This is a genomic window from Rhodanobacter humi, from assembly GCF_041107455.1.
Lineage (GTDB): Bacteria > Pseudomonadota > Gammaproteobacteria > Xanthomonadales > Rhodanobacteraceae > Rhodanobacter_A.
Map to the genome: position 1 here is coordinate 3,706,093 of NZ_JBGBPY010000001.1, position 15,733 is coordinate 3,721,825.

15 protein-coding genes are annotated in these 15,733 nt (G+C 67.9%); 6 read left to right on the forward strand and 9 right to left on the reverse strand.

Annotated elements, in window-relative coordinates; translation table 11 throughout:
* Window positions 1-67: 67 nt before the first annotated feature.
* The 4 genes from hisH to hisIE all read left to right on the forward strand — a co-directional run bounded on the left by hisH (window position 68) and on the right by hisIE (window position 2,878).
* Window positions 68-658: an imidazole glycerol phosphate synthase subunit HisH gene (hisH, locus tag AB7878_RS16420; RefSeq protein WP_369495395.1), complete on the forward strand. Its 591-nt coding sequence runs from the start codon at window positions 68-70 to the stop codon at window positions 656-658.
* On the forward strand, window positions 655-1,383 hold the full coding sequence (gene hisA, locus AB7878_RS16425) for a 1-(5-phosphoribosyl)-5-[(5-phosphoribosylamino)methylideneamino]imidazole-4-carboxamide isomerase (RefSeq protein WP_369495396.1): 729 nt from the start codon (window positions 655-657) through the stop codon (window positions 1,381-1,383). Before hisH ends, hisA begins: the two co-directional genes overlap by 4 nt.
* Window positions 1,377-2,150 (forward strand): imidazole glycerol phosphate synthase subunit HisF, encoded by a 774-nt coding sequence (gene hisF / locus AB7878_RS16430; protein WP_369495397.1) that lies wholly within the window; start codon window positions 1,377-1,379, stop codon window positions 2,148-2,150. Before hisA ends, hisF begins: the two co-directional genes overlap by 7 nt.
* A 104-nt stretch (window positions 2,151-2,254) precedes the next feature.
* Window positions 2,255-2,878, forward strand: coding sequence for a bifunctional phosphoribosyl-AMP cyclohydrolase/phosphoribosyl-ATP diphosphatase HisIE (hisIE, locus tag AB7878_RS16435; protein ID WP_369495398.1), 624 nt, complete (start codon window positions 2,255-2,257; stop codon window positions 2,876-2,878).
* A gap of 9 nt (window positions 2,879-2,887) precedes the next feature.
* On the opposite strand, the gene AB7878_RS16440 is transcribed toward hisIE, so the two are convergent.
* The 4 genes from AB7878_RS16440 to AB7878_RS16455 all read right to left on the reverse strand — a co-directional run bounded on the left by AB7878_RS16440 (window position 2,888) and on the right by AB7878_RS16455 (window position 6,050).
* Window positions 2,888-3,916, reverse strand: coding sequence for a C13 family peptidase (locus AB7878_RS16440; RefSeq protein WP_369495399.1), 1,029 nt, complete (start codon window positions 3,914-3,916; stop codon window positions 2,888-2,890).
* Window positions 3,917-3,933: 17 nt separating this feature from the next.
* Complete coding sequence (mtnC, locus tag AB7878_RS16445) at window positions 3,934-4,620, reverse strand: acireductone synthase (RefSeq protein ID WP_369495400.1); 687 nt, start codon at window positions 4,618-4,620, stop codon at window positions 3,934-3,936.
* Between the two features lie 225 nt (window positions 4,621-4,845).
* Window positions 4,846-5,406, reverse strand: a complete 561-nt coding sequence (locus AB7878_RS16450) for a 1,2-dihydroxy-3-keto-5-methylthiopentene dioxygenase (RefSeq protein ID WP_369495401.1) — start codon at window positions 5,404-5,406, stop codon at window positions 4,846-4,848.
* Window positions 5,403-6,050, reverse strand: a complete 648-nt coding sequence (locus AB7878_RS16455) for a methylthioribulose 1-phosphate dehydratase (protein WP_369495402.1) — start codon at window positions 6,048-6,050, stop codon at window positions 5,403-5,405. Before AB7878_RS16455 ends, AB7878_RS16450 begins: the two co-directional genes overlap by 4 nt.
* 176 nt (window positions 6,051-6,226) lie before the next feature.
* On the opposite strand from AB7878_RS16455, the gene AB7878_RS16460 reads away from it, so the two are divergent.
* Window positions 6,227-6,559 carry a high-potential iron-sulfur protein gene (locus tag AB7878_RS16460; protein WP_077483568.1) on the forward strand — a complete coding sequence of 111 codons (333 nt, stop codon included), beginning with the start codon at window positions 6,227-6,229 and terminating at the stop codon, window positions 6,557-6,559.
* 428 nt (window positions 6,560-6,987) lie between these two features.
* Here AB7878_RS16460 and AB7878_RS16465 read toward each other — a convergent pair whose 3' ends face one another.
* Window positions 6,988-8,442 (reverse strand): amino acid permease, encoded by a 1,455-nt coding sequence (locus AB7878_RS16465; RefSeq protein ID WP_369495403.1) that lies wholly within the window; start codon window positions 8,440-8,442, stop codon window positions 6,988-6,990.
* Window positions 8,443-8,800: 358 nt separating this feature from the next.
* Window positions 8,801-10,285, reverse strand: coding sequence for an amino acid permease (locus AB7878_RS16470; RefSeq protein ID WP_369495404.1), 1,485 nt, complete (start codon window positions 10,283-10,285; stop codon window positions 8,801-8,803).
* Between the two features lie 164 nt (window positions 10,286-10,449).
* Here AB7878_RS16470 and AB7878_RS16475 point away from each other — a divergent pair, with 164 nt between their 5' ends.
* Window positions 10,450-11,073, forward strand: a complete 624-nt coding sequence (locus AB7878_RS16475) for an NUDIX hydrolase (RefSeq protein WP_369495405.1) — start codon at window positions 10,450-10,452, stop codon at window positions 11,071-11,073.
* 60 nt (window positions 11,074-11,133) lie between these two features.
* Here AB7878_RS16475 and AB7878_RS16480 read toward each other — a convergent pair whose 3' ends face one another.
* From AB7878_RS16480 to AB7878_RS16490, 3 genes are all read right to left on the reverse strand, one after another.
* Window positions 11,134-11,655 carry a 3-hydroxyanthranilate 3,4-dioxygenase gene (locus tag AB7878_RS16480; RefSeq protein WP_369495406.1) on the reverse strand — a complete coding sequence of 174 codons (522 nt, stop codon included), beginning with the start codon at window positions 11,653-11,655 and terminating at the stop codon, window positions 11,134-11,136.
* A 176-nt stretch (window positions 11,656-11,831) separates the two neighbouring features.
* Window positions 11,832-13,721, reverse strand: a complete 1,890-nt coding sequence (parE, locus tag AB7878_RS16485) for a DNA topoisomerase IV subunit B (protein ID WP_369495407.1) — start codon at window positions 13,719-13,721, stop codon at window positions 11,832-11,834.
* A 163-nt stretch (window positions 13,722-13,884) separates the two neighbouring features.
* Window positions 13,885-15,684, reverse strand: a complete 1,800-nt coding sequence (locus AB7878_RS16490; RefSeq protein WP_369495408.1) for an aminopeptidase P family protein — start codon at window positions 15,682-15,684, stop codon at window positions 13,885-13,887.
* Between the last annotated feature and the right edge of the window lie 49 nt (window positions 15,685-15,733).

Below are 15,733 nucleotides of genomic sequence, written 5' to 3' on the forward strand. Positions count from 1 at the left end.
GCGATGCTTTCCATCGCGTGACGAAGAGCTGTCGCGCACAGGGTGCGCTCCTACGTGGAAGGTGCACATGACGGTTGTCTTGGTCGACGCCGGCGGCACCAACATCGGCTCGGTGCGCTACGCGCTGCAACGCCTGGGCGTGGATGCGGCGCTGACCTCGGACGCGGCGACGATACGCGCCGCCGACAAGGTGATCCTGCCCGGCGTGGGCGCGGCGGGGCCGGGCATGGCGCGCCTGCGCGAGCTGGGCCTGGTCGAGTTGCTGCGCTCGCTGACCCGGCCGGTGCTGGGCGTGTGCCTGGGCATGCAGCTGCTTTGTGCGCATTCGGAGGAGGGTGACACCGAGTGCCTTGGTCTCATCCCGGCCAAGGTGCAGCGCTTCGCCGAGCGCCCCGGTTTGCGCGTGCCGCACATGGGTTGGAACCAGCTGTCGGTGCAGCGCGAACACCCGCTGCTGGCCGGGCTGGATGAGGGCGGACAGGCGTATTTCGTGCACAGCTACGCGGTGCCCGTGGGTGAGTGGACGCTGGCCACCGTGGACTACGGTGCGCCGTTCTCCGCCGTGGTGGCGCGCGGCAACTTCCACGGCATGCAGTTCCACCCCGAGCGCTCCGCTGCGGTCGGCGCGAAGCTCCTCAAGAATTTTCTAGAGCTATGACGTTCGCGATCATTCCTGCCATCGACCTGCGCGGCGGCCGCGTGGTGCGCCTGAAACAGGGCGACTACGCACAGCAGACCACCTATGCCGACGATCCGCGCGCGCTGGCGCAGCGTTACGCCGATGCCGGCGCGCACTGGTTGCACCTGGTCGATCTCGACGGCGCCCGTTCCGGCAATCTCGACAATCTCGCGGTGATCGCGGCGATCGCCGGCGACGGCTTGCAGGTGCAGGCCGGCGGTGGCGTGCGCGAGGATGCCGACCTGCGCCGGCTGTTCGATGCCGGCGTCGCTCGCGTGGTGGTGGGTAGCGTGGCGATCCGCGATCCCGACCGCGTGGCCGGCTGGCTGCGCGAATTCGGCGCCGAACGCCTCACGCTGGCGCTCGATACCCGTCGCATCGACGGTCGTTGGACCCTGCCCAGCGCGGGCTGGACGGAAACCGAGGCACGCACGCTGGACGAACTCGCGCCGTGGTTTGCCGCGCGAGGCGCACGTCACCTGCTGTGCACCGACATCGACCGTGACGGCATGCTCGCCGGTTTCAATCTCGATCTGTATCGCCACCTTGCCGGCAACGTGCCGCAGCTGGCGGTGCAAGCGTCGGGCGGCGTGCGTTCGCTGGACGACATCCGTGCGGCGCGTGAAGCCGGCGCGCGCGGCGTGATCCTCGGGCGTGCGTTGCTGGAAGGCCGCTTCACCGTGGCGGAGGCACTGGCATGCTGAGCCGCCGCATCATTCCCTGCCTCGACGTGCGCGATGGCCAGGTGGTCAAGGGCGTGCGTTTCCGCGACCACGTGGCGATGGGCGGCATCGTGGATCTCGCGCTGCGCTACCGCGACGAGGGCGCCGACGAGGTGGTGTTCTACGACATCACCGCCAGCCCCGAGGGTCGCAGCGTGGACCGCGGCTGGGTGGAGAAGGTCGCCCGGGTCATCGACATCCCGTTCTGCGTGGCCGGCGGCATCCGCTCGGTGGACGAGGCGCGCGCGGTGCTGCACGCGGGCGCGGACAAGGTGTCGGTGAATTCGCCGGCGCTGGAACGGCCGGAGCTGATCGACGAGCTGGCCGCTGCCTTCGGCGTGCAATGCGTGGTGGTGGGTGTGGATTCGCTGCGCGATGCCGACGGCGAGTGGCGCGTGCGGCAGTACACCGGCGATCCGTCGAAGACGCGCGCACTGGCGCGGCGCACGCTGGACTGGGTGGTCGAGGCGCAGCGGCGCGGCGCCGGCGAGATCGTGCTCAACTGCATGGGCAGCGATGGCGTGCGGCAGGGCTACGACCTGGACCAGCTCAAGGCCGTGCGCGCAGTCTGCCGGGTGCCGCTGATCGCTTCCGGCGGTGCGGGCGAGCCGACACATTTCCGCGATGCCTTCGTCGAAGCCGACGTGGATGGCGCGCTGGCGGCCAGCGTGTTCCACTCCGGCGCGATCGCGATACCCGAACTCAAGTGCTACCTGCTGGCCGAAGGCGTACGAGTGAGAAGTGAGTGAAGAGGAATGAGAAGTGAGAGAAAGCATGCACACTTGCGGCCTCTCGCTTATGCACACTCTCACTCCTCACTTCTCTGCACTCACTCCTGTCAAAGAGCTGCCTCATGTCTGACGTGAACACTGACCTTACCCGCCTCGACTGGCCCAAGGGCGACGGCCTGCTGCCCGCCGTCGTGCAGCACTGGCTCACTGGCGAGGTGCTGATGCTCGGCTACATGAATGCGGAGGCGCTGGCCGCCACGCAGGCCAGCGGCAAGGTCACGTTCTGGAGCCGCAGCAAGCAGCGGCTGTGGATGAAGGGCGAAAGCTCGGGCCACGTGCTGGCGCTGAAATCCATCCGCGTCGACTGCGACGCCGACACCTTGCTTGTGCAGGCCGATCCGCACGGACCGACCTGTCACCTGGGCACGTCCAGCTGCTTCGGCGGGGACGCGCGTCCGCCGCTGGGCTTCCTCGCCGAACTCGACGCACTGGTGGCCGAGCGCCACGCCGAACGTCCGTCGGGCAGCTACACGACCAGCCTGTTCGAAGGTGGTGTCCGCCGCATCGCGCAAAAGGTGGGGGAAGAAGGCGTGGAGAGTGCGCTCGCCGCCGTGGCGCAAGGCGACGAGGAGCTGCTGGGCGAGGCGGCGGACCTCATGTTCCATCTCACCGTGCTGCTGCGCGCGCGCGGACTGTCGCTGGCCGATGCGGTGGCCGTGCTGGCAAAGCGGCACGCCGAACGCTGATCGCGGGTTTCAGCGTGTCGTTGTGGCTGCGCTGGTGGCGGGCGCGGGTGCTGCCGGGGCGAATGGTACCGCCGGTCCAGCCGCGATGCCCTTGCGCCACGCATCCAGCTGCGCCGCTATGCCCTTGCCGACATGGCTCTGCGGTTCCGAAGGCGTGAGCTTGTCGCGTTGTTCCCACTGCGCAATCTCGGCCTTGGCCTGGGCGAAGGCATCGACGAAGTTGTCGGTGCGGTTCAGCGCGTCGACCAGCCAGGCATGGCCGAAGTAGGTGAGCTCCGATTCGCTGCCGCAGCCGAAGGAACTGCGGTCGCTGCGCGCGGCGGTGAGCACCAGGGTGCCGTCGCCGGCGAGTGGCGGGATGAAGCCGCCGGAGTAGCAGGCATTGACCACCACCACCTTCCACTTGAACGGGTGCTCCTTGAGGATGTCGGCCAGGTCCTGCGCGCCGATCTGGTCCAGCGGCAGCGGATCCATGTCGACCAGCAGCTCGTGGTCTTCGCTGCCGTGGCTGGCCATGTAGAGCATCAGGATGTCATCGGGCTGCATCACCTTGGCGAGGCCGTCCAGCGCGCGTTCCAGGTTGCTCCAGCTGGCCAGCGGGTGCGTGGCGAGCGAGGCGGGATTGTTTTCCAGCACCAGCGCGTGGGCGCTGGCGCCGAAGCGCTGGCGGAACATCCGGGCCGCGTATTCGGCCTCGTTGCGGAACACGTCCTCGCTGCCGTCGCCCGCGAAGGCGACCAGGTAGAGGTTGGGCTTGCCGGATACGCGCGGGCCGAGCTTCGCCAGCGCGTCGCGCAGCATCTGCGGCTGGGCGTACAGCACCTGCTCGGGCGTGGGGCCCTGGTCCGGCCAGTTGGCGCTGCCGTCGCTGTCGTCGCCGATGTCGGCGACGGAGCTGGCCGTGGCGGGGTTGTCGGTTGCGGCCGTCGCGATGGCGTTTGTGGCGTCGGTGGCCGGCGCCGGTGCATGGCCGGGCAGCCACAGCATCAGCAGCACGCCGGCGGCGAAGGCGAGCAGGGCGGTGAGGGCAGTGCGCATGCGGCGGCTCGCTCAGGTCAGGGCGTGATGGCGTCGAAATCAGCGTAGGCGGGATGGCGCGGCTGCGCCGGCAGCGCCTGCGGCGGGCGCAGCAGCCAGCCGGTGCGGAAGCCGGCGGCCCGGGCGGCGTCCAGTTCCTCGACGATGTCGGACAGGAACAGCAGGTGTTCGGGCTGCTCGCCGATCGCCGTGGCGATCTTCGCGTAGGAGGCCTGCTCGCGCTTGGGGCCGGTCTCGGTGTCGAAGTAGCCGGCGAACAGCGGCGTGAGGTCGCCCGCTTCGCTGTAGCCGAAGAACAATTGCTGGGCGGGCACCGAGCCGGAGGAATACACGTACAGGCGCAGCCCTTCGGCGCGCCAGGCGCGCAGCCGCGCGGCCACCTCGGGATAGACGTGGGCGCGGTAGTCGCCCGCCTCGTAGCCTTCCTGCCAGATCATGCCCTGCAGCGCCTTCAGCGCGGTGGACTTGCGATCCTCGTCTATCCAGCGCAGCAGCAGTTCGATCACCTCCTGCCGGCTGGCCTCGATGTAGCCGGCTTCTTTCGCCGCTTCGTGCAACCAGTGCTGCATCTCAGGTCGATCGGCGTGGGTTTCGATGAAGGCAGGCAGGCGCTTGCGCGCATAGGGGAACAGCACGTCCTTGACGAAGCTGATCGAGCTGGTGGTGCCTTCGATGTCGGTGACGATGGCGCGGATTTCGGACATGGCTCGGGCAACGGATGACGGGACGAGCAGTTTACCCGCTCATACCCTCTCCCTCCGGGAGAGGGTGCCCGAAGGGCGGGAGAGGGTACTGGCGGAGCGCGGCGTCGCGCACTGGGCGTGGTGCTCTCTCCCTCGACCCCTCTCCCTCGACCCCTCTTCCTCGCTCCTCAAAGCAGGGCCATCCATGGCCCTTCCCCGCGTCCGCGAGCGGGGGGCAGGCTTGGCTCAGCCTGCAGTGGCGATGGGTTCCATCCGCGGGAAGCCCTGCGCGATGTCGCTGCCGGTGAAGTTCGCCACCCAGCCGTCCTTGTTGGTGAACAGGCGGATCGCCACGAAGTACGGCGCCTCGCTCATGTCGAACCAGTGGCGGGTGCCGTCGGGTACGCCGATCAGGTCGCCGGCCTCGCACAGCACGTCGTAGACCTTGCCGTCGAGGTGCAGGGTGAACTGGCCGGCGCCGGCCACGAAGAAGCGTACCTCGTCCTCGCTGTGGGTGTGTTCGCTCAGGAACTTCTGGCGCAGCGTGGCGCGATCCGGGTGATCCGGCTTGAGGCTGATCACGTCCACCGCCTGGTAGCCTTCCTCGCGCATCAGCCGGTCGATGTCGACGTGGTACGCGGCGATCACCTCGTCCTGGCTGGCGCCGGGCGCGATCGGCTGGTTCGCGGCCCACTGCTCGAAACGCACGCCGACCTTGCCCAGCTCGCGGGCGATAGCCGCATGTTCGGCGTGGACTGACAACGGCGCCGCGGGGCGGTTTTCGTCGAAGATGCGCAGACGGCTCATGCGTTGAGTCTCCTCAGGTCCAGTTCGCAGCCCAGCAGGAATTCCAGCGCCTCCAGGTGGCGGCGCGCCTCGGCCATGTCGCGGCCCCAGGTGTAGATGCCGTGCCCGTCGATCAGGTAGGCGGCGAGCGGCTTGCCGGCGCTCAGCCAGGCGTCGACGCGCGCCACCAGCTCGGGCATGTGCTGGATGTTGGGAAATACCGGGATCTCCAGCACGCTTTCGTGCGTGGTGTGGCCGGTGATCGCCTTCTGCAGTTCCCAGCCTTGCAGGTGCACCACGCCGGCGTTGGCGTACAGCCGCGAAGCCACGCTCTGCGTGCGCGAATGGGTGTGCAGCACGGCCTGTGCTTCCGGCCAGTGGCGGTAGACCTGGGTGTGCAGCGCGGTTTCCGCGCTGGGGCGTGCATCGGTGCCCACGGCCCGGCCCTGCATGTCCACCAGCATGATGTCGTCGCGGGTGAGCCTGCCCTTGTCGCGTCCGGAGATGGTGATCGCGGCGTGCCCGTCGTCGATGCGCATCGAGAAGTTGCTGCTGGTGGCGGGCGTCCAGCCGGCGAGCGCCAGCTCGCGCGCGGCGCTGGCGATGGCGTCGGCGCGCGCGGCGAACAGGTCTGGCGGAACCGAGTCGGGCAGTTGCTGGCTCATGCAAATGGACGTCCAAACGAGTGCGGGATCATACCACACGGGGCCTGTCGCCCTGCGGCAAGTTGTCTCGGCCAAATGCGAGCCATTCGCGCCGCGCGTGCGATGGTGGGCGTAGCATGGCAGTCGGCTCCGTCGCGGCACGCGATGGAGATTCTCCCCAACGACGGAGGTTTCCAATGTCGCATGACGAAAACAATGAATCGCGTCGCCGTTTCCTGAAGGTGGCCGCCGGCACCACGGCTGCCGCGGTAGTGATGGGTGGGCTGCCGCGTTTCGCGCGCGCCGCCGATCTGCCGCACGTGACCGACGCGGACCCGACCGCGAAGGCGCTGGGCTACGTGGAGGACGCCAGCAAGACCACCAATCCCAAGCACAAGGCCGGCGACGATTGCACGAACTGCCAGTTCTACTCCGGCGGTCCGACCGGTTACGGCCCTTGCGCGCTGTTCCCAGGCAAGTCCGTCAATGCGAAGGGCTGGTGCGTGTCGCATTCGCCGAAGGCGGGCTGATCGCGCAGCCTGGTTTCGACCGCGACGAGCAAAAGGCCGGCACGGGTTGCCGGCCTTTTTTGTGTGACCATGCGGACACGATGGCTGCGCGCGGTGCGCGGCGGAATCGTGGAGGGGGATTCGGCGAGAAAAGTGCTGCCCGGCGCGTCGGGTTGAGGAGCTACCCACCTGACGCGCCGGGCGGCGATCCGGGGCCCACTGCCAAGTGATCAACCCTCGGACTGGGGATGATACCCCTCGTCGGGCCAAATGGGCGGTCGGGAGTCGAGATTCTTTCGGAAATATTCCGTTAAGTTGTTTGAAAACAACAGCTTGCTCTGTGCTTGTGATGCGATACAGGCAGAAATCAGGCTACGGGTTCAAACAATCGCAACGATGAGCATACGCCGAAAATTGGCGATTTTCGGCGAGATTTGATGCATTTGAGCTCAGTTCGATTCGGCGGCTGCCCGTGAACGGCGCAGGTGGCTGTGCCGGTAGCCGTAGCCGAAATAGATCGCCAGCCCGATCACGGTCCAGATGCCCATCAGCAGCCACTGGTACCAGTTCTCCCAGTACAGCAGGCCGAGGCAGCTGACCACGCCCAGCGTGCAGGTCACTGGCGCCCACGGCACGCGGAAGGTGCGCGGCAGGTCGGGGCGGGTGTAGCGCAGGATCAGCACGCCGGCGCAGACCGCGACGAAGGCGATCAGCGTGCCCATCGAGACGAGATCGCCGAGGATGTCCAGCGGGAACACCGCCGCCAGCGCCGCGATGCCGATGCCGGTGATCACCGTGTTGATGTGCGGCGTCTTGTAGCGCGGATGGATCTTCGCGAACACCGGCGGCAGCAGGCCGTCGTTGCCCATGATCATGAAGATGCGCGGCTGCGCGATGATCATCACCAGGATCACGGAGGACAGGCCGATCAGCGCGCCGATCTCCACCACCCAGCGCAACCAGTTCAGTTGCGGATGCGCCTTTACCGCGGTGACCACCGGCTCGCTGGTGCCCAGCTGGTCGAACGGCAGCAGGCCGGTGATCACGGCCGCCATGCCGATGTACAGCACAGTGCAGACGGCCAGCGAGACCAGGGTGCTGATCGGCAGGTCGCGCTGTGGATTCTTCGCTTCCTGCGCCGCGGTGGAGGTGGCCTCGAAGCCGATGTAGGCGAAGAACACCAGGGTCGAGGCGCGCATGATGCCGGCCCAGCCGTATTTCTCCGGCCCCTGCTGCGGCGGGATGAACGGATGCCAGAGGTGCGGATCCACGTACTGCCAGCCGGCCACGATCACGATCACGATCAGGCCGACCTTGAGCAGCACCATCGCCAGGTTCGCGCCGCTGGATTCGCGGATGCCCACGTAGCACAGCCAGGTCAGCAGCAGCGTGATCGCCACCGCGGGCAGGTTGAACAGCGCGCCGGTGGCGACGAGATGGCCTCCCTGGTAGGCCAGCGGCGCGTTGGTCAGCACCGCGGGCAGGTGCAGCCCCATGTTGTCCAGCAGGCTGGTGAAGTAGCCGGTCCAGCTCACCGCCACCGCCGAGGCGGAAACGCCGTATTCCAGCACCATGTTCCAGCCGATGAACCAGGCCACCAGCTCGCCCAGCGTGGCGTAGGCGTAGGAATACGAGCTGCCCGACATCGGGATCAGGGTGGCGAATTCGGCGTAGCACAGCGCGGTGAAGCTGCAACAGATCGCCGCGATGATGAACGACAGGACGATCGCCGGCCCCGCATGCTCGGCCGCCGCCTGGCCGGTGATCACGAAGATGCCGCCGCCGATCACCGCGCCGATGCCCAGCGCGGTCAGGCCCCAGGGTCCGAGCGTGCGCTGCAGGGCGATGCCATGGGCGGCGTCGACGCCGAATTCGGTCTTGCGGGCGAGCAGTTGTTTGAACATGGGACCTAGAGCCTGTTCGATGTCTCCGCATGGCCCGCGCCGGGAGCTGTTTGCGCGCAGACCAAGGAAGAACGAAGGAGTGGACGTCCGTCCACGACTGAGTGATGACGCAGGGATGCGGGCAAACAGACCCGGCCCCGGAATTGATGGGTGCAGGGGTTGCCTTGCCGTGGCCGCCATGCGGCAGCGCGCGGCTTGACCTGCCAGCCAGGCAGGCGCTGCGCCACGCGCCACCACCTGACGGCCACGGCAAGGCAACGCGGGCTATGTGGAGACATCGAACAGGCTCTCGGAACATGAAACCGGCACGACGTGGTCGTGCCGGCAGTATGGCGAATGGCTTTCTACGCGCGCGGAATCAGTCCGCTTCGACGCCGCGGGCCAGGTTGCTCTTGCGGTAGCCGTACAGGTAGTACACCACCAGGCCGATTGCGCCCCAGACGAAGAACGTGATCTTCGCTTCCTTCGACAGGTTGAGGAACAGCAGCAGGCAGCCGATCACGGCCAGCGGGCAGATCAGCCACGGCAGCGGGGTGCGGAACGGGCGCGGACGCTCTGGCTGGGTGCGGCGCAGGATCAGCACGCCCATCGCCACCATGATGAACGCGAACAGCGTGCCCGAGTTGGTGATGTCGGCGAGGATACCCACCGGGAACAGCGCGCCGAACAGCGAGACGAAGGTGCCGGTAATCAGCGTGATGATGTGCGGCGTATGGAAGCGCGGATGGATCTTGGCCAGCTTGCTGGGCAGCAGGCCGTCGCGCGACATGGTGAAGAAGATGCGGGTCTGGCCGTAAGTCATCGTCAGGATCACCGACGGCAGCGCGATGCTGGCGGCGAAGGCGATGAAGGCGGCGGTGTTGGTGTGGCCGAGCAGGCGCACCACGTGGGCCAGCGCCTCCTTGCTGCAGACCAGCGCCTGCGAGCCCTGGCAGGCCGCGGCAAACGCCGGCGTGCCCGGCTCCAGGGCTACCCCGTCCGGGCCGAGCATGGGCTGCGCACCTATCGAGCCCACCGCTGCGTAGCTCACCAGCAGGTAATAGATGGTGCAGACGCCCAGCGAAGCGATCAGGGCGATCGGGATGTTGCGGTTCGGGTTCTTGGTTTCCTCGGCCGCTGTGGAGATGGCATCGAAGCCGATGTAGGCGAACACGATGGAAGCCGCCGCGCCCAGCACGCCGATGCCGCCCATCGGGCTGCCCCAGCCGTTCGGCACGAACGGCGTGAAGTTCTGGTCCTTCACGGCCGGCAGCGCGACGATGATGAAGGCGGTCAGCGCGACGATCTTGATCAGCACCAGCACGGTGTTGACCTTGGCCGACTTCGAGGTGCCGATCACCAGCAGGCCGGTGACCGCCAGGCCGATCAGGCAGGCCAGCAGGTTGAAGCTGCCGCCATCCATCGGACCCACCTGCAGGAAGTGCGGCAAACCGAATCCGGCGTGGCTGATCAGACCGTTGACGTAACCGGCCCAGCCCACGCAGACGGTACTGGCGGCGATGGTGTATTCCAGCACCAGCGCCCAGCCGACGATCCATGCGACTCCTTCACCGAGCACGCCATACGTATAGGTGTAGGCCGAACCCGCCACCGGCACCATCGCGGCAAGTTCCGCGTAGGCCAGCGCGGCGAACGCGCACACCACCGCGGCGATCACGAACGCGATCATCATGCCGGGGCCGGCCTTCTGGCCCGCTTCGGCGGTGAGCACGAAGATGCCAGTGCCGATGATCGCGCCGATGCCGAGCATGGTGAGCTGGAAGGCGCCGAGCTGACGGGTGAGGCCTTTCTTTTCCGCCGTGGCGATGATCTGATCGATCGGCTTGATGCGCTTGAACAGCATGCGGTGGCTCCCCGGGGAAACAGCGACGTCACGCTCGAACGGAAACGCGACGAAGTGGGACGCGACGAGCCGACGGACGGCCAACCATAGCGGAGCGTCCGGAGGGGTACAAGACGCGATGCAGCTAGAATGCATGCAGTTTTCCACGTCCCCTGCCACAAGTCATGCCAGCCTATTTCCCGCGCCTCGCCGTTGCCCTGGACGACTACCTCGCGCGCCATCCCGACGAGGGCGATGTCGTCGCCGACTTCGAACAATTCCTCGCCTCGGATGCGTCCGTGTTCGAGCGCCACCATGCCGCCGGGCATTTCACCGGTTCGGCGTGGCTGGTGAGCGCGGACGGCGAGCGCGTGCTGCTCACCCATCACCGCAAGCTGCGGCGCTGGCTGCAGCTCGGCGGTCATGCCGACGGCGACGCCAACCTCGCGCGCGTTGCGCTGCGCGAGGCGGAGGAGGAGTCAGGCCTGGGCCAGTTGGTAGTCGAGCCGGCGATCTTCGACCTCGACGCCCATCGCATTGCTGCCCACATCCCTGTGGTCAGCCCTGGCGGGCCGGCTGCGCCGTCCGGGTTCGCTCCAGGCGAACCACGTCCGGCCCGCGGCGAGGAAGCCGAGCACTGGCATTACGACGTGCGCCACGTGGTGCGCGCCACCGGCGACGAGGAGTTTACGATCAACGCGGAGTCGCTGGCGATGGCTTGGATGCCGGTGCGCGGGATCGCTGCGGATCCCCAGGCCGATGCATCGCTGCGGCGCATGGCGCGCAAGTGGCTGGCACGCCAGCTGTAGGAGCGCACCCTGTGCGCGAATCGCCTTTGGCGAAAAGCCAATCGCGCACAGGGTGCGCTCCTACGCGTAACGTTCCGGCGCCGGATTGAGGTGGCCGCAGCCCTGGCAGGTGCGCGCCTCGCGTGAGCGGTAGAAGCGCTCGAACACCGGCGGGAAATCGCGCTCGATGCTGTCGAGGATGAAGTACTCCTCGTACAGCTTGTGGTTGCAGCGCTCGCAGAACCACAGCAGGCCGTCCTTCTCGTGCGGCAGGCGGCGACGCTCGATCACCAGGCCGATCGAGTCGGCCATGCGTTGCGGCGAGTGTGGCACGCGCGGCGGCAGGTAGAACATTTCGCCGGCACGGATCGGCAGGTCGCGCGCCAGGCCCTCATCCTGCACCTTCAGCACCATCTCGCCTTCGAGCTGGTAGAAGAACTCCGGGCCCTCGTCCCAGTGGTAGTCGGTGCGCGCGTTGGGGCCGCCCACGATCATCACGATGAAGTCGCCGTCGACGATGCACTTGTTGCCCACCGGCGGCTTCAGCAGGTGGCGGTGCTCATCGATCCAGCGCTTGAGGTCGAAAGGCGGTGTCAGTGCCATGCGTGGTGCCTCGCGGTGTTTGACTACCCTCTCCCGCTTGCGGACGCGAGGAAGGGTCATGGATGACCCTGCTCTGAGGAGCGAGGAAGAGGGGTTGGGGGAGAGGGTACGCCTTTCGCAAGGTTCGCTCTCTCCCCCGGCCTCTCTCCCGCGCGTGGGAGAGGGGAGTAGTGCGGTCACACTTCCAGCGTGGCGAGGTCGCCTTTCTCTTCCAGCCACGCCTTGCGGTCGCCGGCGCGCTTCTTGGCGAGCAGCAGGTCCATCAGCTTGGCGGTGCCGTCGTCGCCGTCCACGGTGAGCTGGACCAGGCGACGGGTATCGGGATGGATGGTGGATTCGCGCAGCTGTGGCGGGTTCATCTCGCCCAGGCCCTTGAAGCGGGTGACGCTGACGGCGCCCTTCATTTTCTCGCGCTCGATCTTCTGCAGCATCGCTTGTTTCTCGTTTTCGTCGAGGCAATAGAACACCTGCTTGCCCACGTCGACGCGGAACAGCGGCGGCATCGCCACGAACACGTGGCCCTCGCTGACCAGGTGCGGGAAGTGCTTGAGGAACAGCGCGGAGAGCAGGGTGGCGATGTGCAGGCCGTCGGAGTCGGCGTCGGCGAGGATGATGACCTTGCCGTAGCGCAGGCCGGCGAGGTCGTCCTTGCCGGGATCGCAGCCGATCGCCACGGCGAGGTTGTGCACTTCCTCGGAGGCGAGCACGGAAGTCGACTCCACCTCCCAGGTGTTGAGGATCTTGCCGCGCAGCGGCAGGATCGCCTGGAATTCCTTGTCGCGCGCCTGCTTGGCGCTGCCACCGGCGGAGTCGCCCTCGACCAGGAACAGTTCGGTGCGCGACAAGTCGGTGGAGGTGCAGTCGGCCAGCTTGCCGGGCAGTTGCGGGCCCTGGACGATCTTCTTGCGCACGACCTGCTTGGCGGCTTTCAGCCGCGCGCTGGCGCGCTCGATCGCGAGTTGGGCGATGCGTTCGCCGGTGTCCACGTTCTGGTTCAGCCACAGGCTGAAGGCGTCGTGGATCACGTTCTCCACCATGCCCGCGGCCTGGCGCGAGGACAGCCGCTCCTTGGTCTGGCCGGCGAACTGTGGGTCGAGCAGCTTGGCGCTGAGCACGAAGGCGAGCCGCTCCCACACGTCTTCCGGCGCCAGCTTCACGCCGCGCGGCAAGAGATTCCTGATGTCGCAGAACTCGCGGATCGCATTGGTGAGGCCCGAGCGCAGGCCGTTGACGTGGGTGCCGCCCTGCGCGGTGGGAATCAGGTTGACGTAGCTCTCCTGCACCAGCTCGCCTTCCGGCAACCAGGCCAGCGCCACGTCCATGCCCTCGGTGTCGCGCGCCACGTGGTGCACGAACAGCTCCGCGGGAAGCACTTCGCCGCCGTCCAGTTCGCCGCGCAGGTAGTCGCGCAGGCCGTCCTCGTAGTACCACTCGCTGGTTTCGCCGCTGGCCTCGTCGAGCAGCTTCACGCTGAGGCCGGCGCAAAGCACGGCCTTCGCACGCAGCAGGTGCTTGAGTTTCGACAGCGAGATCTTCGGCGAGTCGAAGTATTTCGGATCGGCCCAGAAGCGCACGGTGGTGCCGGTCTTCTTCTTCGGCACCGTGCCGACGACTTCCAGCTCGCTGACGCGGTCGCCGTGCTCGAAGGCCATGCGGTATTCGTTGCCGTCGCGGCGGATCGTCACCTCGACGCGGGTGGACAGCGCATTGACCACCGACACGCCCACACCGTGCAGGCCGCCGGAGAAGTTGTAGTTCTTGCCGCTGAACTTGCCGCCTGCATGCAGGCGGGTGAGGATCAGCTCCACGCCCGGGATGCCTTCCTCGGGGTGGATGTCCACCGGCATGCCGCGGCCGTCGTCGGTCACCTCGACCGAGCCGTCCGCGTGCAGCACCACCTCGATCGCCTTCGCATGGCCGGCCAGCGCCTCGTCCACCGAGTTGTCGACCACCTCCTGCGCCATGTGGTTGGGGCGGGTGGTGTCGGTGTACATGCCGGGCCGGCGCTTGACCGGGTCCAGGCCGGAGAGGACTTCGATGTCGGCGGCGTTGTAGCGACTGCTCATGCGTGGAGATCTGGCGGGATAGGCGAGGGAGGATGGTCGGCGCGTGCGGGCAGGTCAAGGCTTGCCGCGCAGGAGCGCACCCTGTGCGCGAATGCCTTGGTGCCGATCGGAACAAAAGCATTCGCGCACAGGGTGCGCTCCTACGCGACAGGTTGCGTGAACATCACAAGGGCGCGCAATGGCGTTCCAGCCAGGCGAGGTCGGCGCCTTCCAGCAAAGGCGACAGCGCGGCGCGCACGGTGGCGTGGTAGTCGTCCAGCCAGGCGCGTTCGTCAGGGCCGAGCAGGCCGGGTTCCAGCGCGCGGCGGTCGAACGGGCACAGGGTGAGCGTTTCGAAGGCGAGGAAGTCGCCGAACTCGGTGCGGTCGGCCTCGACCACCACGGCGAGGTTCTCGTGGCGGATGCCGTGGCGGCCGGGCTTGTACAGACCCGGCTCGATCGAGGAGATCATGCCCGGCTCCAGCGCCACCAGCGCGCCGCCGCTCACCGGCGGACGAATCGACTGCGGGCCCTCGTGCACATTGAGGAAGTAACCCACGCCGTGGCCGGTGCCGTGGCCGTAGTCGCAGCAGGCCGCCCACAGCGGCGCGCGCGCCAGCGCGTCGAGCTGCGGGCCGCTGGCACCCTTCGGGAAGCGCGCGCGGCTGAGCGCGATCATGCCCTTGAGCACCAGCGTCGCGTCGCGGCGCTGCTCGGCGGTGGTCTCGCCCAGCGCCAGCACGCGGGTGATGTCGGTGGTGCCGCCCAGGTACTGGCCGCCGGAGTCGATCAGCAGCAGGCCCTTCGCCTGCAGCGTGCTGTGCGATTCGGGCGTGGCGCGGTAGTGCGGCAGCGCGCCGTTGGCCTGGTAGCCGGCGATGGTGGCGAAGCTCTCGCCCACGAATTCGGGCTGCGCGGCGCGCGCGGCGTGCACCAGGCGATGCACGTCCAGCTCGGTGAGCGGCTTGCCGTCGGCGAGTTGGTGCTCGATCTCGCGGAACGCGCCTGCCAGCGCCGCGCCGTCGCGGCGCATCACCTCACGCACGCGATCCAGTTCGGCGGGATTCTTCACCGCCTTGAACGCGGTGCTGGGGTTGGCGGCCTCGATGCGTTGCACCCCGGCGGGGATCGCGTTGCTGACCGCGCAGACCACGCGGCCGGGCTCGAACATCAAGGCGTCGTCCTTGCCCAGTTCGGCCAGCGCGTCGGCGACGCCGGCATAGGGTGCGATCACGATGCCATCGGCGGCGAGCCGGGCGACCAGCGCGTCGTCGAACTTGCCGCGCTCGGCGAACAAGGTGGCCTTGCCGTCGACCGCCACCAGCAGGTGGGCGAGGAAGACCGGGTTGCACTCCACATCGCTGCCGCGCAGATTCGTCAGCCAGGCGATGTCGTCGAGGCTGGAGAGCAGGTGATGCGTGGCGCCTTGCTTGCGCAGCGCGTGGCGCAGGCGCGCGAGCTTGTCCGCGCGCGGCGTGCAGGCCCAGGCGATCGGGTGTTCGACGATACGCGCATGGGGCAGGGCGGGGCGGTCGTGCCAGACCGCGCCGGGCAGGTCGAGGTCGCTGCGCACGCGCACGCCGTGTTCGCCCAGCCTGCCTTCCATCGCGCGCAGGCCGGCCAGCGACACGCTGTCGCCGGCCACCGCCAGCACCTCGTCACGGTGCAGCTGTGCGGCCAGCCAGTCGAGATGCTCGGGCGTGTGCGGCACGCGCAGCTTCATCAGCGCGATGCCGCTGCCGGCGAGCTGCTGCTCGGCCTGGGCGAAGTAGCGCGAGTCGGTCCACAGGCCGGCGTGCTCGCGGCTCACGATCAAGGTGCCGGCCGAGCCGGTGAAGCCCGAAAGCCAGGCGCGCGCCTGCCAGCGCTCGGGCAGGTACTCGGAAAGATGCGGGTCGGCACTGGGAACGATCGCGGCGGCGACGCCGTGCTGCTGCATGGCCGCGCGCAGTGCGGCGATCCGGGCGGGGATGGGGGTGCTCATGCGCGGATGGTAACAGGCACGCATGCCGTGCGATGCCTGCCACAGCGGC